The sequence below is a fragment of the Pseudomonas sp. Pc102 genome (genome assembly GCF_018408275.1).
Taxonomy (GTDB): domain Bacteria; phylum Pseudomonadota; class Gammaproteobacteria; order Pseudomonadales; family Pseudomonadaceae; genus Metapseudomonas; species Metapseudomonas tohonis.
Map to the genome: position 1 here is coordinate 3,604,460 of NZ_AP021905.1, position 24,192 is coordinate 3,628,651.

General features: G+C 67.5%; 27 protein-coding genes. 16 read left to right on the forward strand and 11 right to left on the reverse strand.

What is annotated here, in order from left to right; translation table 11 throughout:
* Positions 1-22 precede the first annotated feature (22 nt).
* Positions 23-2,482, forward strand: coding sequence for a TonB-dependent receptor (locus PHLH3_RS16555; protein WP_213624973.1), 2,460 nt, complete (start codon positions 23-25; stop codon positions 2,480-2,482).
* Between the two features lie 80 nt (positions 2,483-2,562).
* The gene (locus tag PHLH3_RS16560) at positions 2,563-2,796 is read left to right on the forward strand and encodes a zinc ribbon domain-containing protein (protein WP_213624974.1); all 234 of its coding nucleotides are present in this window, start codon (positions 2,563-2,565) and stop codon (positions 2,794-2,796) included.
* Between the two features lie 274 nt (positions 2,797-3,070).
* Here PHLH3_RS16560 and PHLH3_RS16565 read toward each other — a convergent pair whose 3' ends face one another.
* Entirely contained in the window at positions 3,071-3,784 is a 714-nt protein-coding gene (locus PHLH3_RS16565) for a lipoate--protein ligase family protein (RefSeq protein ID WP_213624975.1), read from the reverse strand.
* A 312-nt stretch (positions 3,785-4,096) separates the two neighbouring features.
* Between PHLH3_RS16565 and PHLH3_RS16570 the strand changes: the two genes are divergently transcribed.
* Complete coding sequence (locus tag PHLH3_RS16570; protein WP_213624976.1) at positions 4,097-5,281, forward strand: HPP family protein; 1,185 nt, start codon at positions 4,097-4,099, stop codon at positions 5,279-5,281.
* 87 nt (positions 5,282-5,368) lie between these two features.
* Here PHLH3_RS16570 and PHLH3_RS16575 read toward each other — a convergent pair whose 3' ends face one another.
* Positions 5,369-6,232, reverse strand: a complete 864-nt coding sequence (locus tag PHLH3_RS16575) for a LysR family transcriptional regulator (protein WP_213624977.1) — start codon at positions 6,230-6,232, stop codon at positions 5,369-5,371.
* A 312-nt stretch (positions 6,233-6,544) separates the two neighbouring features.
* Here PHLH3_RS16575 and PHLH3_RS16580 point away from each other — a divergent pair, with 312 nt between their 5' ends.
* Positions 6,545-7,072, forward strand: a complete 528-nt coding sequence (locus PHLH3_RS16580; protein ID WP_213624978.1) for a fimbrial protein — start codon at positions 6,545-6,547, stop codon at positions 7,070-7,072.
* 102 nt (positions 7,073-7,174) lie between these two features.
* On the opposite strand, the gene PHLH3_RS16585 is transcribed toward PHLH3_RS16580, so the two are convergent.
* Entirely contained in the window at positions 7,175-7,486 is a 312-nt protein-coding gene (locus tag PHLH3_RS16585) for a hypothetical protein (RefSeq protein WP_213624979.1), read from the reverse strand.
* Positions 7,487-7,567: 81 nt separating this feature from the next.
* Between PHLH3_RS16585 and soxR the strand changes: the two genes are divergently transcribed.
* The 3 genes from soxR to PHLH3_RS16600 all read left to right on the forward strand — a co-directional run bounded on the left by soxR (position 7,568) and on the right by PHLH3_RS16600 (position 9,483).
* Complete coding sequence (soxR, locus tag PHLH3_RS16590; RefSeq protein WP_213624980.1) at positions 7,568-8,041, forward strand: redox-sensitive transcriptional activator SoxR; 474 nt, start codon at positions 7,568-7,570, stop codon at positions 8,039-8,041.
* Between the two features lie 142 nt (positions 8,042-8,183).
* The gene (aroQ, locus tag PHLH3_RS16595) at positions 8,184-8,624 is read left to right on the forward strand and encodes a type II 3-dehydroquinate dehydratase (RefSeq protein WP_213624981.1); all 441 of its coding nucleotides are present in this window, start codon (positions 8,184-8,186) and stop codon (positions 8,622-8,624) included.
* Between the two features lie 4 nt (positions 8,625-8,628).
* On the forward strand, positions 8,629-9,483 hold the full coding sequence (locus tag PHLH3_RS16600) for a shikimate dehydrogenase (RefSeq protein ID WP_213624982.1): 855 nt from the start codon (positions 8,629-8,631) through the stop codon (positions 9,481-9,483).
* On the opposite strand, the gene PHLH3_RS16605 is transcribed toward PHLH3_RS16600, so the two are convergent.
* The 5 genes from PHLH3_RS16605 to PHLH3_RS16625 form a co-directional block, all read right to left on the reverse strand.
* The gene (locus PHLH3_RS16605; RefSeq protein ID WP_173178694.1) at positions 9,484-9,921 is read right to left on the reverse strand and encodes a nuclear transport factor 2 family protein; all 438 of its coding nucleotides are present in this window, start codon (positions 9,919-9,921) and stop codon (positions 9,484-9,486) included.
* Positions 9,922-9,988: 67 nt separating this feature from the next.
* Entirely contained in the window at positions 9,989-11,221 is a 1,233-nt protein-coding gene (locus PHLH3_RS16610; RefSeq protein ID WP_213624983.1) for an RNA polymerase sigma factor, read from the reverse strand.
* On the reverse strand, positions 11,221-11,970 hold the full coding sequence (locus PHLH3_RS16615) for a thioredoxin family protein (protein ID WP_213624984.1): 750 nt from the start codon (positions 11,968-11,970) through the stop codon (positions 11,221-11,223). Before PHLH3_RS16615 ends, PHLH3_RS16610 begins: the two co-directional genes overlap by 1 nt.
* A 16-nt stretch (positions 11,971-11,986) precedes the next feature.
* Positions 11,987-12,343 carry a YciI family protein gene (locus tag PHLH3_RS16620; RefSeq protein WP_213624985.1) on the reverse strand — a complete coding sequence of 119 codons (357 nt, stop codon included), beginning with the start codon at positions 12,341-12,343 and terminating at the stop codon, positions 11,987-11,989.
* Between the two features lie 190 nt (positions 12,344-12,533).
* Positions 12,534-13,544, reverse strand: a complete 1,011-nt coding sequence (locus PHLH3_RS16625) for an AraC family transcriptional regulator (protein ID WP_213624986.1) — start codon at positions 13,542-13,544, stop codon at positions 12,534-12,536.
* Between the two features lie 331 nt (positions 13,545-13,875).
* On the opposite strand from PHLH3_RS16625, the gene antA reads away from it, so the two are divergent.
* The 3 genes from antA to antC are packed head-to-tail and all read left to right on the forward strand — an operon-like array spanning position 13,876 to position 16,793.
* On the forward strand, positions 13,876-15,267 hold the full coding sequence (gene antA, locus PHLH3_RS16630; RefSeq protein WP_213624987.1) for an anthranilate 1,2-dioxygenase large subunit: 1,392 nt from the start codon (positions 13,876-13,878) through the stop codon (positions 15,265-15,267).
* Entirely contained in the window at positions 15,264-15,755 is a 492-nt protein-coding gene (gene antB / locus PHLH3_RS16635; RefSeq protein WP_173178700.1) for an anthranilate 1,2-dioxygenase small subunit, read from the forward strand. Before antA ends, antB begins: the two co-directional genes overlap by 4 nt.
* An 18-nt stretch (positions 15,756-15,773) precedes the next feature.
* The gene (gene antC, locus PHLH3_RS16640; protein WP_213624988.1) at positions 15,774-16,793 is read left to right on the forward strand and encodes an anthranilate 1,2-dioxygenase electron transfer component AntC; all 1,020 of its coding nucleotides are present in this window, start codon (positions 15,774-15,776) and stop codon (positions 16,791-16,793) included.
* 63 nt (positions 16,794-16,856) lie between these two features.
* Here antC and PHLH3_RS16645 read toward each other — a convergent pair whose 3' ends face one another.
* From PHLH3_RS16645 to PHLH3_RS16655, 3 genes are all read right to left on the reverse strand, one after another.
* Positions 16,857-17,213, reverse strand: coding sequence for a hypothetical protein (locus PHLH3_RS16645; RefSeq protein WP_213624989.1), 357 nt, complete (start codon positions 17,211-17,213; stop codon positions 16,857-16,859).
* 114 nt (positions 17,214-17,327) lie between these two features.
* Complete coding sequence (locus PHLH3_RS16650; protein WP_213624990.1) at positions 17,328-17,657, reverse strand: DUF2388 domain-containing protein; 330 nt, start codon at positions 17,655-17,657, stop codon at positions 17,328-17,330.
* Between the two features lie 83 nt (positions 17,658-17,740).
* Complete coding sequence (locus tag PHLH3_RS16655; protein ID WP_213624991.1) at positions 17,741-18,319, reverse strand: cupin domain-containing protein; 579 nt, start codon at positions 18,317-18,319, stop codon at positions 17,741-17,743.
* A gap of 383 nt (positions 18,320-18,702) precedes the next feature.
* On the opposite strand from PHLH3_RS16655, the gene PHLH3_RS16660 reads away from it, so the two are divergent.
* The 6 genes from PHLH3_RS16660 to PHLH3_RS16685 are packed head-to-tail and all read left to right on the forward strand — an operon-like array spanning position 18,703 to position 24,165.
* Positions 18,703-19,539: an STAS domain-containing protein gene (locus tag PHLH3_RS16660; protein ID WP_213624992.1), complete on the forward strand. Its 837-nt coding sequence runs from the start codon at positions 18,703-18,705 to the stop codon at positions 19,537-19,539.
* 16 nt (positions 19,540-19,555) lie between these two features.
* Entirely contained in the window at positions 19,556-19,978 is a 423-nt protein-coding gene (locus PHLH3_RS16665) for an STAS domain-containing protein (protein WP_228723622.1), read from the forward strand.
* Positions 19,938-20,336, forward strand: a complete 399-nt coding sequence (locus PHLH3_RS16670; protein WP_111262925.1) for an anti-sigma regulatory factor — start codon at positions 19,938-19,940, stop codon at positions 20,334-20,336. Before PHLH3_RS16665 ends, PHLH3_RS16670 begins: the two co-directional genes overlap by 41 nt.
* Positions 20,327-21,316, forward strand: coding sequence for an ATP-binding protein (locus PHLH3_RS16675; RefSeq protein WP_244862892.1), 990 nt, complete (start codon positions 20,327-20,329; stop codon positions 21,314-21,316). The genes PHLH3_RS16670 and PHLH3_RS16675 overlap by 10 nt, the downstream gene beginning before the upstream one ends.
* Positions 21,306-23,060: an ATP-binding protein gene (locus tag PHLH3_RS16680; RefSeq protein WP_244862893.1), complete on the forward strand. Its 1,755-nt coding sequence runs from the start codon at positions 21,306-21,308 to the stop codon at positions 23,058-23,060. Before PHLH3_RS16675 ends, PHLH3_RS16680 begins: the two co-directional genes overlap by 11 nt.
* Positions 23,050-24,165, forward strand: coding sequence for a response regulator (locus tag PHLH3_RS16685; protein WP_213624993.1), 1,116 nt, complete (start codon positions 23,050-23,052; stop codon positions 24,163-24,165). Before PHLH3_RS16680 ends, PHLH3_RS16685 begins: the two co-directional genes overlap by 11 nt.
* The last annotated feature ends 27 nt before the right edge of the window (positions 24,166-24,192 follow it).

Below are 24,192 nucleotides of genomic sequence, written 5' to 3' on the forward strand. Positions count from 1 at the left end.
CAAGCGTCGACAGGAAAGCAGCATGACTTCGTGGTCGCCCCAGCAGCGTCGCCCCGCCACCCCACCGGCTACGGCCCGTCTTCCGTTGCACGCGCTGAGCCTGGCCATCGGCCTCGCTCTTTGCGCGGCACCGTTCGCCCAGCCGGCCCAGGCCGAGGCACTCGCGCAGCAGGCCGCCACGCGCCAGTACGCCATCGGCCCCGGGCCGCTGGGCCATGTGCTCGCCCAGTTCGCCGCCCAGGCCGGCGTGCCGCTGTCCTTCCAGCAGGGCCTGCTGGATGGCCGGACAAGCCCCGGCCTGCAAGGCAGCTACGGCGTACAGGACGGCTTCGCGGCGCTGCTCGCCGGCAGCGGCCACCAGCTCGCCAGCAGCGGTGGCGGCTACACCCTGTTACCGGTCGCCAATGATGGAAGCCTGGAGCTGGGGGCGACCACCATCAGCGACAGCGCGCTGCGCGGCGACGGCCTGCCGGAAAGCTACGCCGGCGGCCAGGTGGCACGGGGCGCGCGCATCGGCATGCTGGGCAACCAGGACATGCAGGACGTGCCCTTCAGCTTTTCCAGCTACACCCGCGAACTGATCGAGAGCCGCCAGTCGCAGAACATCGGCGACGTGCTGCGCAGCGACCCGGCGGTGCGCCAGTCCTACGGCTTCGGCAACTTCTCCCAGGTGTTCGTGATCCGCGGCTTCGCCCTGTTCAGCGACGACATCGCCTTCAATGGCCTTTATGGCGTACTGCCCCGGCAGATCATCGCCACCGAGGCGGTGGAGCGTGTGGAGGTGTTCAAGGGCTCCAGCGCCTTCCTCAATGGCGTATCGCCGGGCGGCAGCGGCATCGGCGGCAACATCAACGTCGTGCCCAAGCGCGCCGAGGACGAGCCGACCCGCAGCCTGACCCTGGATTACGCCAGCGACGACCGCGTCGGCGGCCACGTCGACCTCGGCCAGCGGTTCGGCGAGGACAACCGCTTCGGCGTGCGGGTCAACATGGCCAAGCGCGACGGCGAGACGGCGGTGGACGACGAGCACCAGCACTTCGGCCTGTTCAGCGTCGGCCTCGACTACCGGGGCGAGCGCCTGCGCCTGTCCGGCGATTTCGGCTACCAGAAGCAGCGCATCAACGACGGCCGCTCGGTGGTCTACCTGACCACCGGCCCCAGTCTGTCCAAGACCCCAAAAGTGCCGGATGCCAACCACAGCTACTCGCAGCCCTGGGCCTGGTCGCAGCTGGAAGACACCTACGGCATGCTCAACGCCGAGTACGACTTCGACGACAGCTGGAGCGGCTACCTGTCCGTCGGCAGCAAGTACACCCGGGAGAACGGCGTGTATTCCTCCCTCTATGTCAGCGCGGCGGACGGCACCGGGCGCGTCGGCCGGCTCTATGCCCCGCGTGACGAGGAAAGCGACAGCCTGAGCAGTGGGCTGCGGGGCCACTTCGAGACCGGCGCGGTGACTCATCAATTCAACGCCGGGCTGACGGGCAACTGGCGGGAATACCGCAGCGCCAACCAGTCCACCAGCGCCGGCAATCGCCTGCCGGGCAACCTCTACGATCCCTTCCCCAGCCCCGAACCGACGCCGACGCGCAACGGCGACCTTCACCACCCGGGCAAGACCGGCTCCAGCAAGGCGCGCAGCGTGGCGGTTTCCGACACCCTCGGCTTCTTCGACGAGCGCGCCCTGCTGACCCTGGGCGTTCGCCGCCAGTCCATCGCCACCGATGGCTGGTCCACCGCGGGCGTTCGCACGTCCGACTACGACGCCTCGATCACCACGCCCGTGTACGGCCTGGTGCTCAAGGCCACCGACTCGATCTCCCTCTATGCCAACCGCATCGAAGGCCTGGCCCCCGGCCCGATCGCCCCCAGCACCGCGAGCAACTCGGGGCAGATGTTCGCGCCCTACCGCACCCGCCAGATCGAGGCCGGCATCAAGTTCGACCAGGGCACCTTCGGCGCCCAGCTCGGCGTGTACCGCATCGAACAGCCCCAGGGCGTGACCAGTGGTGGCGTCTACAGCGTGGATGCCGAGCAGCGCAACAAAGGCATCGAGTTCAGCGTGTTCGGCGAGCCGACCCAGGGCCTGCGGCTGCTGGCCGGCGGCACCTTGATGGACACCGAGCTCACGGGGACGGCCAACGGCGCCAACGACGGCAACCGCGCCGTCGGCGTGCCGGAATTCCAGTACAACCTCAGCGCCGACTGGGACGTGCCCGGGGTGAGCGGGCTGGCGGTCAATGCCCTGCTGCAACGCACCGGCGGCCAGTACTACGACTCGGGCAACACCCTGAGCATCCCCGCCTGGACCCGCATCGACCTGGGGGCGCGCTACGCCTTCACGCTGGATGAGCACGACATCACCCTGCGCGCCGGGCTGGAGAACCTGGCCAACGAGGACTACTGGGAATCCGCCTACGGCGGCTACCTGACCCAGGGCGCACCGCGCACCCTCAAGGTCTCGGCGACCCTCGACTTCTAGGTGGAGGCGACAGGCGGCTGAACCGGGCCACCCGCGCCTTGTCAGAAAGTCTGCACGATCACTGACAAGGAGTTCCCGACGTGGCCCTCATCGACTGCCCCGAATGCAAGCGTTCCATCTCCGACCAGGCCCCGAGCTGCCCGCAATGCGGCTATCCGATCAAGGGCGGCGCCAACCCGCGCCTGCTTTCGGAGAATAACATCGGCCAGGTGGCCGGCGTGGCGGGTGTCTGGCTCGCCGCCCCCTGGGTGGCCCGTACCCTGGTCGCCGTGGTGCTGGTCATCGCCGGCACGCTCGCCTTCATCTACCGCTGACCGGAAGCGGCGGCACCTTGCAGGGTGTGCCGCGTGCACCGAGAGCGTGATGCGCACTCAGCGGCCAACCTGAACCACTTGTGCGGCTTCATAGGCCAGCTCCGTAGGGTGGGCCGGGCGGCGCTCCGCTTCAGCCCACCCTTCTTGCCTGGGATCGCCGCTCCACATTTCTTCGCTCGGTTCTGGATGCACGTGGCCTTCCGCCGCATGGGTTTCGCTTCGCTCTACCCATCCTACGAACTCGCTCGGGGACCGTCCCGGGCTGAAGCCCGGGCTACAGGCCGGTGGCAATCCCGGCGGCGTCCAGCATCCGCCGGTAATACCCGGCAAGCTGCCCGCTGGCATCCCACGCATCCGCGCGGCACTCCTCCAGGGCGATGTGGCTGCCGGCACGGCAGCGTGTGCCCAGGCCACACTCGCGATAGAAGGTGTTGACCACCTCCACCATGGCTTCACGCTGGTTGCCCATGAGGATCGCGCCGTGGGCCAGCACCACGTGGCGACCATCGCTTTGCCGCCGACGCCAGCGCTGGGCGGTGCCCACCAGCTTGCGGCCCTGCAGGTTGACGTTGAAGCGGCCATCGCAGAAGGCACCCTCCACCTCGCCCAGCCCCGGCTCCAGGCCCAGGTCGGCCAGCCAGTCGCACAAGGGCTGGCACAGCCGCAGGTAGGCGGTCTCGATGCGCGTCAGCTCGTTCTCCTCACGCGGCACCGCATAGGCCAGGGCGACGTTGAGAACCGCCGATGATTGCGGCACCGGCTCGCCCCCGGTGTCACGCAGGGCGATGGGCCAACCCTGTTCGAGGCAGGCGCGCTGGGCCGTCTCGAAGGCCGGCAGGCGGCTCATGCGCCGGGGCATGACCAGCGCCGCGTGCAGCGGTCGCCAGAGCAGCAGGCCGCTGTCGTGCTGCCCATCGTAGATCCTGTCCAGCAGTTGCCGCTCCGCGTCCAGCCCTGCGCCCACCGTATGTCGCTGCATAACCGCCATCGCCTCGAATGCCTGGAGGGAGCCGATGCTACGCCGGCCCCGGGCCCTTGCCCAGGCGAAGGCAGGCGCCTTTGATTCAAATAAATTGCACCGAACGAGCAATATTATTCATTGGCGACATGGCTGATGCCGCCCGTAGCATGCGCACCGTCTCGCCGCCCGGCCACGCCGGCTGCGGCAACGATTGCACCACCCTTGCTCCTGTTCCATGTCCAGGGATGGCGACCTTCCCGCGCACGCAGTGGGACTCCTCCGGGCCCCAAAGGGCCCTTTTTTATCACCCCGAACGGCTCAGGCAACGAAGAGATCACCATGCACGACACCCCGGACGCCCTCTGGCGGCGCTGGCGCAAGCGCCTGGCTCCCGCACCGCGCACCGCGAACCCCGGGGAGTGGCTGCGCGCGGCGCTGGGCGCCTGCATGGGCCTGGCGCTGTGCTGCATCGCCTGTGGCCATGTCTTCGGCAACGAGGTCGCCCTGCGCCTCGCCGGCCCCCTCGGCGCCAGCTCGCTGCTGGTGTTCGCCGTCGCCTCCAGCCCACTGGCGCAACCCTGGTCGGTGGTGATGGGCAACCTGGTGGCAGCCCTGGTGGGCACGGCCGCCGGGCTGTGGATCGACCACTCCGTGCTGGCCGCGACCCTGGGCCTGGCCGTGACCGTGCTGGCCATGTACGGCCTGCGCTGCCTGCACCCACCGGGCACGGCGCTGGCCGTGTCGGTGGCCCTGGGTGGCCCCGCGTTCGAAGCCCAGGGCTTCACCGTCGCCTGGCCGGTGCTGCTCGGTTCCACCTTGCTGGTGGCCGTGGCCCTGGCCTATAACCGCCTCACCCGCAGCGCCCTGAGCACCGCAACGAGCCAGGCCCGCGTCGGCCAGCACCTGACCGCCGACCCACTGCCCAGCGAGCGCGGCGTGTTTTCCGATGAAGACCTGGACCAGGCGCTGGAGGAGTTCGGCGAGTTCGTCGACATCACCCGCGACGACCTGGAGCGCCTGCTGCGCCAGACCGAGCGCAACACCCTGCGCCGCAGCGTGGGCCAGGTCACGGCGGAGCAGATCATGTCCCGCGACCTGCTCACCGCCACCGCGCAAACCACCCGCGAGCAGGCCTGGAAACTGTTCGAGAAGCACCACATCAAGGCGCTGCCGGTGCTCGACGAGCAGAAGCAGCTGGTGGGCATCGTCACCCCCGGCGACCTGTTCCGCCACGCCCGGGACGAGACGCCCGGCTCGCTGTTCGGCCGCCTGCGCCACCGCCCCGCCCCACGCCTGGGTGAACTCATGACCCGCTCGGTGCGCTGCGTGAAGCGCGATACCGATATCGGCGTGCTGGTGTCGATGCTCTCCGACCAGGGCCTGCACTGCCTGCCGGTGCTGGGTGACGACGAGAACCTGGTGGGCCTGGTGACCCAGAGCGATCTGATTGGCGGCCTCTACCGCCATTGGCTCAAGGACCTCACCGCCCAGGCTCCGGCAGCCGCGCTGAAGGTGGCGAGCTGAGGCTCACGCGGCCTCGCAGGGACGCTCCCCGCCACCTCGTCATCCTCGCGAACGCGGGGATCCACTGGAACCAGCCCTGCGCAGCCCTCAGAGCGTCGCTTCCCAGCGCTGTGACCAGTCGATGTCCTCGCTCACCACCTCGCGCAGCACGGCGATGGCCTGCTGCAGCAACGGTGAATCCTTGTCGCGGGAATAGACCAGGTAGGTCGGGTAGGTGAATTCGGGGGCGCGTTCCACGCGTTCGAGCTGGCCGCCGTCCAGGTAGCTCTGCACCACGCGGGTACGGAAATATCCCGAACCGCCGTGCTGGAGGATGAACTGCAGCGCCAGCGGCCCCAGGTTCACCGTCACTGCGGCGCGGGCCCTGTCCGGCAGCGCCGCGTCGTGCTGCTGGCGGAAGGTCGGGCCCCAGTCCACCTGCACGTAGGGTTCGGGGTTGGTGGTGGAGCGGATCAGGATCAACTTCTCCTCGAGCAATTGCTCCACCTGCATGCCCGGCCAGTACTCGGGCTGGTAGACCAGCGCGGCATCCAGCAGGCCCAGCTCCAGTTGTTTCTGCAATTGCTGGCCGGGCGCGACCTCGACGCGGACCGCGTGGGAGGGAATGCGCTCGCGCAGGCGGCTCATCCAGCCCAGCAGCAAGGGGTTGCTCAGGCTCTGTTCCCCGCCGATGGCGAGCAGGTCGCGGTAGCCCCTGGGCAGCGGCAGGTCGCGCCGTGCGGCCTCCCACGTCTGCACCAGTTGCGTGGCATGGCCGACGAACACCTCGCCTTCGGCCGTGAGCCGCGCACCGGCACGGTTGCGCACGAAGAGCTTGCAGCCCAGCTGGTTCTCCAGGTTCTGCACCCGCGCGGTGATCGCCGTCTGGGTCACGTGCAGGCGCTCTGCAGCGGCGACGAAGCTGCCGCTGCGGACGATTTCGAGGAAGGTGCGCGCCAGGTCGATGTCCACGGTGCCGACTCGTTCGTGAAAGCCGGCATGTTAGCAAGGGCCACTCACCGACGCGCACCTCAGAAACATGCCCCTATGACATGCAGGCCAATTCCTCGGAACAAACTTGCAGACCAGGCGACTATTCCTACGACCCGCATCGCTGCCGGACTCCATTCCGCCTAGAAAGCCCTCGTTATCATTGCGCTCGCTCCGCTGAAGTGCGATCCAGCTCTCATTTTCGAGGCTGCACCGCCTTTCAGCTCTGGTTCCGACTCTTGAGGTCAACCTTTAAACAGGCGCGTGGAGCCAGGCGCCAACTAGGAGAGCTACATGAAGAAGTTTCTCACCGCCAGCACGGCACTGATCGGCTTTGGCCTGAGCAGCCTGGCGCTTGCAGTCGACGGCACCATCACCATCAAGGGAGAGGTTTCCAGCAAGACTTGCAACATCCAGACGCCAACGCTCAACCAGACCGTGCAACTGCCAGTCGTTTCGCAGAGTTCCCTCGCCTCCGGTCAGATCGCTGGCTTCACGCCTTTCGCGATTGCGCTCTCCAGTTGCACCGCTGGCTCCAAAGTGAAGGCGAACTTCGAGATAGGCCCGAACGTCGATCCGGCCAACGGCACACTGAAAAACGAGCTCAGCGGTGCTGATGCTTCCAACGTCGCGGTGCAACTCTTCAACAAGGACCAGCAGGCGATAGACCTGTCCACTGGCAGCAACAACCTGGAGGAGGTCAGCGGTGCCGGCGGGAACGCCGTGCTCGGCTTCTTCGCAGCCTATCTGGCTCCTACCGATGCAAGCGTCAAGCCGGGCCAGGTCAGCACCAGCGTCACCTACACCATGAGCTACGAGTAACACCCTCGACTCGCCCGGGACTCCCGGGCGAGTCATTCATGCAACACCCCACCGCGCTATTCCTCCGCCCCCCCTCCTTGCGACCGAGCGGCGAAAGAGCCGTCACACCTCCTCTGGCACTTCGAAACGCACCGCCTTGGCGCCGTAGCGCCAGATCGCCTCGCCCAGCAGGCGCGCACTGCAGGAGTCGCCCTCCAGCGCGGCCTGTGCCGCATCGGCAGAGACCCAGCGGCTGCGCTGGATCAACCAGCGGCCATCGGTGCTGGTCTCCAGGCTGGTGGAAAGCAGCCCCACCTGGGACTCGAGGCAGGCCGCCAAGCGCACGCCAAGGTCTTCCACCAATGCTGGCAGGCAGGCCGGATCGGCCGAGAAATGAATGGATGAAACGACGCCCTGCAACTGCTCGTTGGTCATGCCGAGACTCCTTATACCGTTGTGCAATGCTGGCGGCGAGGGTAAAACCTCAACTTAACTTTAGGTCAAGAGAGCACGAGCATGCCAAAGGTGACAGCGAGCAACATCGGCAAGGCGCTGACGGTGGGCCAGGTGGCCGAACGCAGCGGGGTGGCCGTGTCCACCCTGCACTTCTACGAAACCAAGGGGCTGATCACCAGTACTCGCAACGCCGGCAACCAGCGCCGCTATCCGCGCGAGGTGCTGCGCCGGGTGGCGGTGATCAAGGTGGCCCAACGCCTGGGCATCCCGCTGGCGTCCATCCACGCCGCGCTGATGACGCTGCCGGAAGGCCGCACCCCCACCGCCGCCGACTGGCACGCGCTTTCGGCACGCTGGCAGAGTGAGCTGGACGAACGCATCCGCCGCCTCACCCGACTGCGCGACCAGCTCGACGGCTGCATCGGTTGCGGCTGCCTGACCATGGAGGTCTGCCCCCTGCGCAACCCGGGTGACGAGCTCTCGGATCTCGGCAGCGGCCCGCTGCTGCTGGAGACCGATGACGCATCCGAGTGACCGATTATCGAACGGAATAACCGACACCCGTTTGCCCGCCCGACACCCTCCGATTGATTAAAGTAACCAGTTAGTACATTTTTCCATTCCAGCCCCGCCCGCGTTCCCGGCAGGGGCTCATGACAATGGAGAAATGCCCCTGATGTCCCCCACCCTGCTGGTCCTCAACGGCCCCAACCTGAACCTGCTCGGCACTCGCGAGCCGGCGACCTATGGCCTCGAAACCCTCGCCGATATCGATCGGCTGTGCCGGGAAACCGGTGCCGCGCTGGGCCTGGAAGCCGAGTGCCGCCAGACCAACCATGAAGGCCAGCTGATCGACTGGATCCACCAGGCACGTAGCCGTTGTGCCGGCATCCTGATCAACCCCGGCGCCTGGACCCACACCTCCGTGGCCATCCGCGACGCCCTGGTCGCCAGCGAGCTGCCGGTGATCGAAGTGCACCTCTCCAACGTCCACAAGCGCGAAGCATTCCGCCAGCACTCCTTCGTCTCCGGCATCGCCGTCGGGGTGATCTGCGGCCTGGGCAGCGACGGCTACCGGGCCGGCGTGCAGCATTTCGGCAAGCTGTTGAAGGGGTGACGCCATGACCGCACACGCAAGCGTACTCGCCGGCCTGATCGGCTCCGGCATCCAGGCCTCGCGCACCCCCGCCCTGCACGAGCGCGAAGGCGACGCCCAGGGCCTGCGCTACCTCTACCGACTGATCGACCTCGACCCGCTCCAGCTCGACGTCAGCGCCCTGCCCCAGTTGCTGGAGGCCGCCGAGCGCACCGGCTTCACCGGGCTCAACATCACCTTTCCCTGCAAGCAGGCGATCATTCCGCTGCTCGACGAACTGTCCCCCGAGGCCGAGGGCATCGGGGCGGTGAACACCGTGGTGCTGCGCGACGGCCGTCGTGTCGGCCACAACACCGACTGCCTGGGCTTCGCCGAAGGCTTCCGCCGTGGGCTGGGCGATGTCGAACGCCGCCGGGTGGTGCAGATGGGTGCCGGGGGTGCCGGGGCTGCGGTGGCCCATGCCCTGCTCGCCGAGGGCGTCGGCCAGCTGCTGATCTTCGACGTCGACGCCGAGCGCGCCCACGCCCTGGCGAGCAGCCTGGAGCGCCGCTTCGGCGCTGGCCGTGCCCACGCTGGTGACGACCTGCCCGACGCACTCGCGGATGCCGACGGCCTGGTCAACACCACGCCCATGGGCATGGCCAAGCTGCCCGGCACGCCGGTGCCCGCCGCACTGCTGCGCCCCGCGCTGTGGGTCGCCGAAATCGTCTACTTCCCGCTGGAGACCCAATTGCTCAAGGACGCCCGGGCCCTCGGCTGCCGCACGCTGGATGGCGGCACCATGGCGGTGTTCCAGGCGGTGAAGGCCTTCGAACTGTTCAGCGGCGCCAAGGCCGATGCCCAGCGCATGCTCGAGCACTTCCGCAGTCTCGACGCCTGATCAGGGCTCGAGGTCGAACAGCGCCTGGCCGCTTTCCATGTCGAAGGGCGCGGAAAAGTGGTCATGGACGATGCGCCACTGCCCGCCGATGCGCTGGTAGCCGCAGGTGACGCGCATCCAGCTGCGCTGTTCGACCCCTTCGGCGTTGGTGCCGCCACACAGGCAGAGAAAGTGGGCGAAGCCGACATCACCGCTGGCGCGGATCGTCACGTGCTGCGGGTCGAAGATCGACGAGCCCTGGCACACCTCCATGCAGTAGGCCCAATGCGCGCCATAGGCCTCACGGCCGACGAACTGCAAGCGCAGGATGGCGTCGTAGGCCACCACCTCCTGGGCGTAGAAGCCGACGATGCGCGCGACGTCCTTGCTGCGTACCGCCTCGGCCCAGTCGGCCAGTAGGGCATGAAGTTGCTCGACGGCCTGTTCGTTGCTGCTCATGGTGCCTCTCCTCCGTTCGTAGCCCGGGCCTCAGCCCCGGTTCCCGTGCCTGCCACGGGTGAATCCGTCATGACGCCAACTCCGCCAGGCGCCGTTCGATGAAACGCCGCTCGGTGTCCTGGCGGGTCAGCCCCAGCGCCACCTGGTAGGCGGCCCGTGCCTCGGCGCGGCGCCCCAGGCGGCGGTAGAGATCGGCGCGGGCCGAATGCGCCAGCTGGTAATCACGCAGCTCGCCGCGTTCGAGAATGGCCTCGATCAGTGCCAGCCCGGCTTCCGGCCCCTGGTGCATGGCCACCGCCACCGCGCGGTTGAGTTCGATGACGGGCGAGCCGATTCCCCGTTGCAGCACGCCATAGAGCGCGACGATCTGCGCCCAGTCGGTCGCCTCGGCCGTGGCGGCGCTGGCGTGCACGGCGGAAATGGCCGCCTGCAGCGTGTACATGCCGATGCGGCGCGAGGCCAGCGCGCGCTCCACCAGGGCGCAACCCTCAAGAATCTGCTCGCGGTTCCATAGCGAGCGGTCCTGGTCCTCCAGCAGCACCAGCTCGCCATCGGCGCCGGTGCGTGCCTGGCGTCGCGAGTCGTGCAGCAGCATCAGCGCCAGCAGGCCCATGACTTCCGAATCCGGCAGCAGCTCCAGCAGCAGGCGGCCCAGGCGGATGGCTTCGGCCGACAGGTCGGCGCGGATCAGGGAGTCGCCGGAGGTGGCCGAATAACCTTCGTTGAACACCAGGTAGATGACCCGCAGCACGTTATCCAGCCGCTCCGGCAGCTCGCCCATGGACGGCACCTGGTAAGGAATGCGTGCATCGCGGATCTTCGCCTTGGCGCGGACGATGCGCTGGGCGATGGTCGAGGGCGTGGCGAGAAAGGCGCGAGCGATTTCCTCGGTCTTCAGGTCGCAAACCTCGCGAAGGGTCAGCGGCACCTGCGCGTCCGCCGGCAGCGCCGGGTGGCAGCAAGTGAAGATCAGGCGCAGGCGGTCGTCTTCCACATCCTCGATCTCCTCGGGCTCATCGCGCTCCAGTTCGATGATCAACTGCGCCTGGCGCGCATCGAAACGGGCACGCCGGCGCAGCGCGTCGATGGCCTTGAAACGCCCCGCCGACACCAGCCAGGCCCGCGGGTTGGCCGGCACGCCGTCGACGGGCCACTGCTCCACGGCGGCGATGAAGGCGTCGTGCAACGCCTCCTCGGCCAGCTCGAAATCACCCAGCAGGCGGATCAGCGTCGCCAGCACCCGCCGCGACTCCTCGCGGTAGACCGCCTCCACCTTCTGGCGGGCCTGCAGCGCCTCCATCAATCGCCCCCGGCCTTGGCGGAGCAGCAGTCATGCCGTGGCCCCATACCTTCGTAACGGTCGTGGTGGCGCACCCAATCCATGATTTCGTCCTCGTCACGGCCCTTGGGCAGCAGGTCGAGGAAGTTGTAGGTGCCCACCAGCATGTCCAGCCCGCGCGCATAGGTGGAATAGGTGTGGAACACCTCCCCCGACGGCAGGCGGAAGAACACGCTGAGGCCGGGCATTTCCTCCCCCGGGTCGCGGCTGGTGTCGTAGTTGTAGCGGGCGGTGCCGGCGGCGATCGCCTCGGGCGTGGCGCTGACGCCGAAGTCGGCGTTGAAATCGCAGCCGTGGGAAGACACCCACTTGAACTGCCAGCCCATGCGCCGCTTGAAGTCCTGGAACGCCTGCCAGGGCGCGCGCGAGACCGCCACCAGGCTGACGTCGTGATGCGCCAGGTGCAGGTTGGCGCCGTCGAAATGGTCGGCGAGGAAGGAGCAGCCATCGCAGCCCTCCTCCCACCCCGGGCCGAACATGAAGTGATAGACCACCAGGGTGCTGCGACCGGCGAACAGCTGATCGAGCGTCTCCGCCCCCATGGGGCCTTCGAAGCGGTAGGCGTCGCTCACCCGCTCCCAGGGCAGCGCGCGGCGCGCGGCGCTGAGCTCGTCACGCAGGCGGGTGAAGGCCTTCTCCTTGCGCAGCAGTTCCTTGCGGGCCGCCAGCCACTGCTCGTGGTCGACGACGGGATGCGATTCGATCTTCATCGGGGTTCCTCCTCGTTCAGAGCCTGGGCAATTCCTTGATCGGGCGGATCTCGATGCAGCCCAGGCGGGCCGGCGGGATCTTCGCGGCGATCTGGATGGCCTCGTTGAGGTCCTTGGCATCGATCAGGTAGAAACCGCCCAGTTGCTCGCGGGTCTCGGCGAAGGGGCCGTCGGTGATCGACAGCTTGTCGCCCTGCAGGCGCAACGTGGTGGCGGTCTGGGTGGATTGCAGCGCCTCGGCGGCGATGTACTGGCCGCTGCGTTGCAGGCGCTGCTCGTAGTCCATGCAGTGGCCGACGATGGATTCGAACTGCTCGGCGGGCATGGAATCGAGCACGGTCTCGTCGAAATAGATCAGGCACAGGTACTTCATCGTTCGCTCCTTGTTGATGGGCTTGCATCCCTAGTCGAGCGGGGGACGGCCGGATCGACAGGCCGGAAGAAAAAAGTCGTCCAAGCATAGACAGGGATAGTCCACCCTCCCTCGCCCGCGCCTTCGACCGTTTGGTGCTAAGCCGCGCGCACCCTATAACGCCCCGCCAGCGCGCCTCCCCTGGGGCAGGCTATGCGAAGGGTTCGCGACGACGCGATTCGGCCCGCTGCAGCGTGGCGCTCGGCGTCTCCCCGAAGAGCTTGCGGTACTCCACCGAGAACCGCCCGAGGTGGCCGAACCCCCAGCCCATGGCGATCACCGAGATGTTGCGGGCGGAGCGGTCCTCCAGGATCTCCCGGCGCACCGCACCGAGACGGTGCTTCTTCAGGTAGGCCATGGGCGAGACACCGTAGTACTTGCGGAAGGCCTCGAACAGCTTGAAGCGCGACACCCCGGCGGCGCTCTCCACATCCTCCAGGCGCAGCGCCTCGCGGGCGTGGCTGTGGATGTAATCGCGCGCCCGCACCAGGTAGTGCGGCACCTTGAGCCCCAGCACCTGGCGCAGCTCCTCGGAGTAGTTGCTCGGCTGGGCCAGGATCAGCCCCTTGAGCAATGCGCTCTCCAGGTCACGGCTGAACAACGGCTGGCCGTAGAGCCCGCCGTGCTCCATCTCGTCGAGGATGTGCCGGGCCATGCGCCACCAGGAGGCGGCGGCGCCCTCCACCGCATCCATCAGCGGCTCGAAACGCAACGGCTCCTCCACCGGCCGCTGCAACATGCCCTCCAGCACCTCGCGCATCGCGGCTCGGGTGATCACCACCTGCAGCTTGCGGCAGTCGCCGGTGATGCTCAGCTCCTGGCTGCGGTTGGGCGCGACGATCACCGCCTGGTCGCGGTCCGAGCGCAACGCCGCCCCGTCGCAGCGCAACTCCTGCTCACCGCACAGGGGCAGGCTCAGGCTGTAGCTGTTGAAACCCTCGATATCGGCCACGGCCACCGTCACGTCGGTGCCGTATTCGATGATGCCGAGGGTGGTGGACATCGACCGCAGCACGTTGCCGCTGTGGTGGAAGCGGATCCGGTTGGGGCGGCTGGCATCGAGCTGGTGCGGTCCGCAGATGCCCGCCATCCAGGAGCGGGCACCGGCCAGGTCGAAACGATCGGCACGGATATCACGGAAATGCGATTCGGGCGGGTTCATCACGGGCACTCTCAAGGCTGTTGTTCCGCGCGCTCTGCCGGCGCGTCGTCGTCCGAGGACGCAAGCACCATGCCACGCATGCCCGGCAAATCCCACCCGCCCACTATCCGGACAGCATTCGCCCACTTTGCGGACAACCACCGGCACGCGCAGCTGCCCGCCAACCCCCATGCGCCCCCGAGGCCGCCTCACGCTGGGTAGTGGCTACCCAACCGGTGTTACGCCACCCGGAATTAACGGATCGCCTTCCTCGACAAAGCGGATAGACCGGCCGACGCGGCGCTCCGTTAAATGTGCCGACCGACTCGCCCGATGTGAAAGGTACAGGTGCATGAACAACGACAAGAGCATCACGCAGTGGAAAGACTTCATCAGCGGCTGCCTGGACTTCCGTCCGGCCGAGGGCGTGTTCCGCATCGCCCGGGAAATGTTCACCGAGCCGCAGCTGTTCGACCTGGAGATGGAACTCATCTTCGAGAAGAACTGGATCTACGCCTGCCACGAGAGCGAGATCGCCAACCCCAACGACTTCATCACCCTGCGCGCCGGCCGCCAGCCGATGATCGTCACCCGTGACGCCAGCGGCCAGCTGCATGCGCTGATCAACGCCTGCCAGCACCGGGGCGCCACCCTCACCCGCGTCGGCCGGGGCAACCAGTCCACCTTCACCTGCCCCTTCCATGCCTGGTGCTACAAGAACGACGGCCGCCTGGTGAAGGTGAAGGCGCCGGGCGAATACCCCGAGGGCTTCGACAAGGCCACGCGCGGCCTGAAGAAGGCGCGCATCGCCAGCTACAAGGGTTTCGTCTTCATCAGCCTGGATGTCGGGGGCAGCGATTCCCTGGAGGACTTCCTCGGCGACGCCCGGGTGTTCCTCGACATGATGGTCGCGCAGTCCCCCACCGGGGAGCTGGAGGTGCTGCCGGGCCGCTCCACCTACAGCTACGACGGCAACTGGAAGCTGCAGAACGAGAACGGCCTGGACGGCTATCACGTCAGCACCGTGCACTACAACTACGTGGCCACGGTGCAGCACCGCCAGCAGGTCAACGCCGACCGCGGCGAGGGGGGCGGCACCCTCGACTACAGCAAGCTGGGCGCGGGCGACGCCGCCACCGACGACGGCTGGTTCTCCTTCGAGAACGGCCACAGCGTGCTGTTCAGCGACATGCCCAACCCCACGGTGCGCCCCGGCTACGCCACGGTGATGCCGCGCCTGGTGGCGGAATACGGCCAGGCCCGCGCGGAGTGGATGATGCACCGCCTGCGCAACCTCAACCTCTACCCCAGCCTGTTCTTCATGGACCAGATCAGCTCGCAGCTGCGCATCGTGCGCCCGGTGGCCTGGAACCGAACCGAGGTCATCAGCCAGTGCATCGGCGTGAAGGGCGAGTCCGACGCCGACCGCGAAAGCCGCATCCGACAGTTCGAGGACTTCTTCAACGTCTCGGGCATGGGCACGCCGGACGACCTGGTGGAATTCCGCGAGGCCCAGCGCGGCTTCGAGGCCCGCCTGGAACGCTGGAGCGACATCTCCCGGGGCCATGACCGCTGGGTCAGCGGTGCCACGCCGCACAGCGAGACCCTCGGCATCGCCCCGGTGCTCACCGGCACCGAATTCACCCATGAAGGCCTCTACGTCAACCAGCACGGCAACTGGCAGCGCTTCCTGCTCCAGGGGCTGGAACGCAAGGCCCTGGCACTCAAGGAGGTGCAGGCATGAGCCCGCAGCTGCAGTACCGCATCGAGCAGTTCCTCTATCGCAAGTGCGAACTGTGCGACGCTCAGGACTGGGACGCCTACCTCGACCTGTTCAGCGAGGACAGCGAATTCCACCTGCCGCAGTGGGACAGCGAGCACAGCTACACCACCGATCCCCGCCGGGGCATGTCGCTGATCTACTACGCCAGCCGCGCGGGGCTGGAAGACCGGGTGTTTCGCATCCGCACCGGCAAGGCAGCCTCCACCATCCCCATGCCGCGCACCCTGCACGGCATCGGCAACCTGCGCATCGCCGAGCGCGCGGACGGGCAGCTGGAGGTCAGGGCCAACTGGCACACGCTGTTCCACCGCCTGGGCCAGAGCGAGCAGTTCTTCGGCCACGCCACCTACCACCTGCGGGCCGAGGGCGACAGCTGGAAGATCACCCGCAAGCACGTGGTGCTGCTCAACGACACCATCAACTCGGTGCTGGATTTCTATCACCTCTGAGCCAACGGAAACCGCAGCATGAACCACAAGGTCGCCATCAGCTTTGCCGACGGCACAACCCATTTCTTTCCCATCAAGGCCGGCGAACTGCTCCTCGACGCCGCCCTGCGCAACGGCATCAACATCCCGCTGGACTGCCGCGAAGGCGTTTGCGGCACCTGCATGGGCCGCTGCGAATCCGGCCAATACAGCCTCGACTACGTCGACGAAGAAGCGCTCTCGCCCAGCGACCTGCAGCAGCGCAAGGTGCTCGCCTGCCAGACCCGCGTGCGTTCCGATGCCGCCTTCTACTTCGATGTCGACTCCACGCTGTGCAGCGCCAGCGGAACCCGCGCGGTGCAGGCCAGGGTCAGCGAGGTGGAGCTGCTCTCCGCCAGCACCGCCCTGCTCCACCTGGAGGCGGGCGGCGACAACCCGCTGGATTTCCTTCCCGGCCAGTACGCCCGGCTGCAGGTGCCGGGCACCGAGGCGCATCGCGCCTATTCGTTCGCCAACCGGCCGAATGCGCAGAACCGCCTGCTGTTCCTCATCCGCCTGCTGCCCGGCGGGGTGATGAGCGACTACCTGAGGGAACGCTGCAAGGCCGGCGATGAAATCCGCCTCGAGGCACCGCTGGGCGCCTTCTACCTGCGCCAGGTCGAACGGCCCCTGGTGATGGTGGCCGGCGGCACCGGGCTCTCCGCCTTCCTCGGCATGCTCGACGAGCTCGCCGAACGCGGCTGCGACCAGCCGGTTCAGCTCTATCACGGCGTGCGCCAGCCGGCCGACCTCTGCGAACTGGAACGCCTCAGGGGCTACGCCGAACGCATCCCGGGCTTCACCTTCATCCCGGTGGTCAGCGACGCCGCGCCGGGCTGGGACGGCAGGCGCGGCTACGTCAGCGAGCACCTGGACCCGGCACAGCTGCGCGCAGCCCCCTTCGACATGTACCTGTGCGGCCCGCCGCCCATGATCGAGTCGATGAAGACCTGGCTCCAGGAAAACGCCCTCGATGGCAACCCGCTGTACCTGGAGAAATTCACCGAAAGCGGCACCTGATTGATCCCCCTATCGGCGGCAGAGGCGTCGAAAAGAAAGCCCCGCATCAGCGGGGCCTCCTTACTACCAGCGGCGCGGGCCGCCACCGTGCCAGTGGCGCGGCGGGCCGTAATAGGGGCCGGGACCGTAGTAGACGGGCTGGGCGACCACCGGCGGGTAGTACACGGGCTGCGCAGGGTAGTAGTACACCGCAGGCGGCGGAGGTGGCGGCGCGTAGACCACCGGTGGTGGCGCCACGTACACGGGCGCGGGCTGTACATACACCGGGGCCGGGCGGGACGCGACGATGGCACCGCCGACGACGGCCCCGACCACCGCCCCGATCACGGCGGGGCCGGCATCATGCCCGTGGGCCGAAGCCTGGCCGGCCAGGGCGGCGGCTCCCAGCAACAGGGCAACCTGGGGCAAACGACGAAACATGACTCCTCCTGCGCCCGGCTAGGGAATGGACCGGGACGCAAGATCAGACAACGGCGCGAAACCGCGGATCACCGCCGTTGGGTAAAGGTTGTGTAAGGACGACGGACGGCCGGGTCAACGGCCCGCTGCGAGGGCCTGCGCCCACGCCATGTCAGGGCTGGCCGAACCGTCGCGCAGCAGCCCGAGCGCCTGCTCCAGATGCGCTCCGCGGATCGCCCCGCCGGAAGCGACGAAGGCCAGGGCGTCCTCGCGGGTACGTCCCAGCTTCAACTGCTTCTCGTCGCTGCTGAGATCGGTGGTGGCGATGACGCTGATCATCGGCGCGACCATCGTCATGGAGAACGCGGCCTCGAAGGCGTTCGGCGGCTCCTTGCCGGTGGGCGGAGGCTCGGCCGCGCAAGCGGTCGAGACCAGCAGTACCGGCAGCAGCGTCCTGGGCGACATGGCGTTCCTCCCCGGCCCCTCCATCGGGGCGATGGCCGAGCCTGCGCCGGCGGAACCCGTCCCGTAAAGAGCCCGCGCGCGGTTCAGGCCGAGCGCCAGGCCCGGGACAACGCGCCGTCGCGTCCGGTCAGCGGATCGGCCACCGGCGTCGGCACCTGGGCGATGCGCCGCACCGAAGCCAGGTAGCGATCGGTGCCCGCCCGCTGGATGTCATAGGCCTCCTGCCCACGCGGATAGGCCCCCACCACCAGGAAGTCCTCGCTGGCCTCCAGGCAGCAGTGCCCGGTGCCTGCCGGCAACACCAGCACGTCCCCGGCGCGCACCCTGATCTCCCGGCCGTTTTCGCCACCGAGCATCAGCCGGGCGCTGCCGGTGGCGACACCCAGGGCCTCGTGGGCACTGGCGTGGTAGTGGTGGTAGTCGAACACCCCGTCGCGCCATAGAGGTGCCCAGCGGTGGGCGGCGAAGCGCTTCTCGAAGGCTTCGGCACGGTCCACCTGCCCCGGCAGCGCGGCGCGGTAGAGCAGTACGGGAAAGCGGCTGTTGGGCGTACGTCCATCGCCCTCGAAGAACAGCAGCTCGGGCTCGGCGTGTCCCACCCGGGCGGCAACGTGGGCGCGACGTGCAGGCTCGGTGGCGAAGCGGGTCAGGCTGGCTGGCATCTCTCGGTCCTCCGACTCGGTGCTATCCGAACGTTGGAAACACCGTCGGCGCCAGTGGTTCCCCCGAACCGACCGGGCGGTCAGGTTCAACGGGGCGTCACGCCGGTCGCGAGCGAGCGGTGCCGAGCTGCGAATCGCCCCGATGAGGCACGCGGAATCGTGGGCTGCAGCACGCTTTATCCACCTTCGGATCGCACCAAATCGCGCCGCTGCGATCCTATTGCCGAAGCGGGTCGCGGCTTGCCGCGACTGCCGCGCGAAACGTCAATAAACTTCGCCCCCCGAGTTCTGTTTACCCGCGCGCCTTGCTAGTGTTTGGCGCGTTTTTTGTGGTCGATTACCGAACCGCTCTTCAACGAGTCCTCTTCGACAGGGAGATAACAATGTCCACCGCCGTTCTAGCCGATCTGCTCAAGCAAAACGAAAAGACCATCCTCGAAGACTGGATGGCCGCCCAGCGCGGTGCCGGTATCCGTAGCGACCTGATCGACGACCGCACCGTGCAGGAGAACTCCCGCGAGCTGCTCCGCGCCCTGGTGGCGGGCATCACCGAAGGCGGCGATGACGTCAATGCGCCAGCCTGGAAGAGTGCCCGCGCCCTGCTCGAGCGCCTGTCCGTGGCCCAGAGCCGCCAGGGCTTCACCCCGATCGAGACGGCCACCTTCGTGCTGTCCCTCAAGGAGCCGCTGTTCCAGCTGATCCAGGGCGGCAGCGACAACGCCGTCGAGCTGGTCTGGTCGGCCAGCCGCCTGGTCGACAAGCTCGGCCTCTACAGCATGCAGGCCTACGTGGCCGGCCGCGAGACGGTGATCCGCGAGCAGCAGGAAAGCATGCTGGAACTGTCCACCCCGGTGGTGCAGCTGTGGAAGGGCGTGCTGGCCATCCCGCTGATCGGCTCGCTGGACAGCAACCGCACCCAGATCGTGATGGAGGCGCTGCTGCAGAAGATCGTCGAGACCGAATCCGACATCGCCATCATCGACATCACCGGCGTCCCGACCGTGGACACCATGGTCGCCCAGCACCTGCTCAAGACCATCACCGCCGCCAAGCTGATGGGCGCCAAGTGCATCATCAGCGGCATCCGCCCGCAGATCGCCGCCACCATCGTCCACCTGGGCGTGGAGCTGGGCGACGTGCTGACCAAGGCATCCCTGGCCGACGCCTTCCAGCTCGCGCTCAAGGAACTGAACGTCCGCCTGGTCAACAGCGCACGCTGAGGAGATCGCACAGATGGTGGACAGAATCCCGATCCTGAAGATGGGCAAGTACCTGCTGCTGACCATCCAGGTGGACATGCACGACCAGCTCGCCCTGGACCTCCAGGAAGACCTCACCGAGCAGATCGTGCGACACAAGGCCAAGGGCGTGCTGATCGACATCTCCTCCCTGGAGATCGTCGACTCCTTCATCGGCCGCATGCTCTCCCATATCGCCAACGTCTCCCGCATCCTCGACGCCAAGGTCATAGTCGTCGGCATGCAGCCTGCCGTGGCCATTACCCTGGTGGAACTGGGGCTCTCGCTGGAGGGCATCGCGACCGCCCTCAACGTCGAGAAAGGCATGCGCTGGCTGGAAAGCACAGTCGCCGACGATGACCTGACCCTGGAGCACGAGCGTGACGAAGACAGAGACGCTTCCGCTGAAGCAGGAGACTGACATCGTCGTCATTCGCCAGCGCGTGCGCAAAGCGGCCGAGGAAGCCAGGCTCGGCCTGGTCTCGCAGACCAAGGTGGTGACGGCGGCCAGCGAGATCGCCCGTAACGCCCTGATCTACGGCGGCGGCGGTGAATGCGTCATCGAGAGCTGCCTGCGCGACGGCCGCGCGGCGGTACGCCTGTGCATCAGCGACCAGGGGCCCGGCATCGCCGACCTTGAGCGCGCCATGGTGGACGGCTACACCTCGGGCGGCGGCCTCGGGCTGGGCCTCAGCGGCGCACGCCGCCTGGTGGACCAGTTCGCCATCGACAGCCAGCCAGGCCAGGGCACCCGGGTGGAGCTGTGGAAATGGAAGTGAACGTCGAACACTGCAACCTGGTGCTGCCCGTCACCGAAACCGCCCATGTGGACGCGGCCAGGCGCAGCATCGTCCGTCATGCCAGCCAGCGCAGCGCGGACGAGAACCTGCTCGGCCGCCTCACCGTGGTGGTGCAGGAGATGGCCCGCAACCTGGTGATCCACGCCGGGGGCGGCGAGCTTCTGCTCAGCTGCGACGAGCAGCGCCTGGATGTCATCGCGGTGGACCGTGGGCCGGGCATGGGCAACGTCGCCCAGTGCCTGAGCGACAACTATTCCACCACCGGCACCATGGGCGCCGGGCTCGGCGCCATCCAGCGCATGTCCGACGGCTTCGACCTGTTCTCCCAGCCCGGTCAGGGCAGCGTGGTACAGGCGCGCTTCCACCTCGCCCCGCCACCGCCCGGCAACGGCCTGGTGGCGGGCGCCGTGTGCACGCCCTACCCCGGCGAGCACATCGGCGGGGACGCCTGGGCGATCCGCGGCAACCGCGTGCTGGTGTGCGACGGCCTCGGCCATGGCCACGCCGCGAACGTGGCCAGCCAGAAGGCCCGCCAGGTCTTCCTCGAACACAACCCGCAACTGCCCCTGCAGGCGCTGATGGAACAGCTGCACCGCGCCCTGATGTCGACCCGTGGCGGCGCGGCGGCCATCGCCGAGGTACAGCCGGAGCAGCGCCAGGTGCAGTTCTGCGGCATCGGCAACGTCGCCGGCACCCTGCTGACCGACAAGGGCCGCAGCATGGTGTCGAGCAATGGAACGGTCGGATACCGCATCGGTCGTATCCATACATTCAGTTATCCCTGGGACGATAGTTCAATCATGATCCTGGCCTCGGACGGCATCAGCACCAAGATCGATTTCAACGCCTATCCAGGCCTGCGCGCCCGCCACCCTGGCGTGATCGCCGCGCTCATCCACCGTGACCACCGGCGGCTCAACGATGATGCAACCGTGGTGGTGGTCAAGCGTGAGCACTAAGCGCCGCATCACCAGCATCAGCATCCTCGAGGAAGTCGACGTGGTCAGCTGCCGCCAGGGCGCCAAGCAGATCGCCGCCTGGCTCGGTCTCTCGCCCCTGGAGCAGATCCGCCTGGCCACCTCGGTCTCGGAGCTCGCCCGCAATGTCTACCAGTACGCCGGCAGCGGCGTCTTCCACTTCGACCTGCGCTGCGACGCGCGCGGCCTGGTCACCGGCATCTGCTTCGATGCCGTGGACCAGGGCGGCGGCATCGCCGAGATCACGCACATACTCGATGGCAGCTACATCTCGCCCACCGGCATGGGTGTCGGCCTGCGTGGCGCGCAGCGGCTGATGGACGAGTTCGAGATCGACACCGGTTCCCGGGGCACGCGCATCAGCGCCTGCAAGGCGGTCCACCCGCCGCGCCCGCTGCCCAGCGAGCAGTCGATCCAGCAGATCCGCCGCCAGCTGCAGAGCGAAGGGGCCGCCGACCCCTACGTGGAACTGCAGGTGCGTGGTTCCGAACTGCTGCTCACCAGCGCCGAGTTGCAGAGCAAGCAGCAGGAGCTCGAAGCCACCAACCAGGAACTGGAGAACACCAACAAGGGCGTGGTGGCGCTCTACTCGGAGCTGGAGAAGGCGTCCTCAGAGCTGAAGGACGCCAGCGAGGCGCGCAGCCGCTTCTTCTCCAACATGACCCACGAGTTCCGCACCCCGATCAACATCATCGAGAACATCTCCAAGCTGCTGCTCAGCGGCGTCGACGGGGCGCTCAACGCCGAGCAGAACAAGCAGGTGCGCTTCATCGCCGATGCGGCGGCCGACCTGTCCGGGCTGGTCAACGAACTGCTGGACCTCGCGGAAGCCGAGTCCGGGCGCATGGAAGTGCTTCCCGAACGCTTCGAGCTCAGCGAGTTCATCGAGCAGTTGCGCCAGTTCACCGGGGCCCTGGCCATGCGCTACCCGCACCTGGGCTGGCAGATTCACCAACCGGCCTTCGACCTGCCCCTGGAGACGGACCGCAACCGCCTGTTCCAGATCATGCGCAACCTGATCACCAACGCCTTCAAGTACACCCGCGAAGGCAGCGTCAGCGTGCGCTGCTTCCAGCCGGACGAGCACAACCTGGAGTTCGTCGTGGAGGACACCGGCGTCGGCATCTCCGTGGAGAACCAGGCACGCATCTTCGAGGAATTCGCCCGCGTCCGCGCACCCGGCCTGCAGGTCCACGGCAACGGCCTGGGCCTGCCGCTGGCCTTGCGCCTGGCCAACCTGCTCAAGGGCGATATCAGCCTCAACAGCGAACCCGGGCGCGGCAGCCGCTTCCACGTCCAGGTGGCGCGCGAGTACAACCAGCGGCAACCGGCGCTGATCAGCCTCGCCGGCACCACCATCCTGGTGATCGACGACAACCCGGCAGATCGCTACCTGATCAGCCACCTGCTGCAACCCTTCGAGCCCGTGATCATCGAGGCGGATTGCGCCAGCGCCAGCATCGACAAGCTGCATGCGGTACGCCCCGACATCATCATCCTCGACCTCGACCTGCCGGACATATCAGGCGAGGACCTTCTGGAAAGCATGGACTGGAGCATGCATTCCCGGGTGCTGGTCAACACCGCCAAGCAGATGAACGACGGCGAACGCACCCGCCTCGGCAGCCAGTGCCAGGCGATCCTCAACAAGTCCCAGCCCAACCATGCCGAAACCCTGCTGCACCAGGTGCAGCGCCTGGCGGGGAGGTACCACGATGCGAAATAGACGGATCCTGATCATCGACGACATGGATGCCAACCGCTACGTCTTGCGCAAGATCCTCGCCAGCGAGCCCGGCTACGAGGTGCTGGAGGCGGCCAACGGCAGCGATGGCCTGGCGAGCCTGGAAAGCGGCGTGGACCTGGTGATCCTCGACATCAACCTGCCGGACATGAGCGGCTTCGAGCTGATCCAGAAGGCCGAGCAGCGCCTTGGCCACGACAAGCTGCCGGCGATCATCAACATCTCCGCCACCTTCATGAGCGGCAAGGACAAGGCGATGGGGCTGAACACCGGCGCCCGCGCCTACCTCACCCACCCGATCAACCCCGACGAGATGTTGGCGACCATCTCCAGCCTGATGAGATCGGACAGCAAGCTCGAAGACGTCGAGAAGCAGCGCGAGGTGGCCGAGGCGCGCAGCGAGAACCTGCGCGCCGAGAAGATCATGCTCGAACGCTTCATGCGCTCGTTCAGCCACGACCTGCGCTCGCCCCTGGCCGCCGCCGTCATGGTCGCGGGGCTGATGCAGAAGAACCCGGCACGACGCACCGAGGAGATGATCACCCTGCTGGAGGAAAACCTGCGCCGCATCGACAAGATGGTCGCCAACATCCTCGACATCTCCCACGTCAGCATGGGCGGCGGCATCCGCCTGGTCGGCGAGCAGATGCCCCTGGCCCCCCTGCTGGAGGAAGCCGTGGCCAACCTGCGCCTGCAGGTGGAGAACCCGCTCACGCTCGACGCCGAGGGCGCGGGCCAGCTGGTGTTCTGGGACAAGCTGGCCTTCCTGCGCATCTTCGACAACCTGGTGCTCAATGCCGCCAAGCACGGCGAGGCGGGCACCACCATTGAGGTGTCGCAGCGCGTGGAGAACGACAGGGTGCTGCTCTGCGTCAGCAACCGTGGCGCCTTCCCCGAAGAGGTGCTGACCAACCTCGCCACGCCCTACTTCATCTCCACCCGGAGCGACACCAAGAGCTGGGGCCTGGGCCTGCCCATCGTCAAGGCGCTCTGCGAGAGCTACGGCGGCAGCGTGGCGTTCGCCAACCAGCAGGGGCGCGCCGAAGTCCACCTGAGCCTGCCGGCCGCCCTGGTGGTCACGCCCTGACGGGCACGGCCCGCGCAAGGCGGGCGT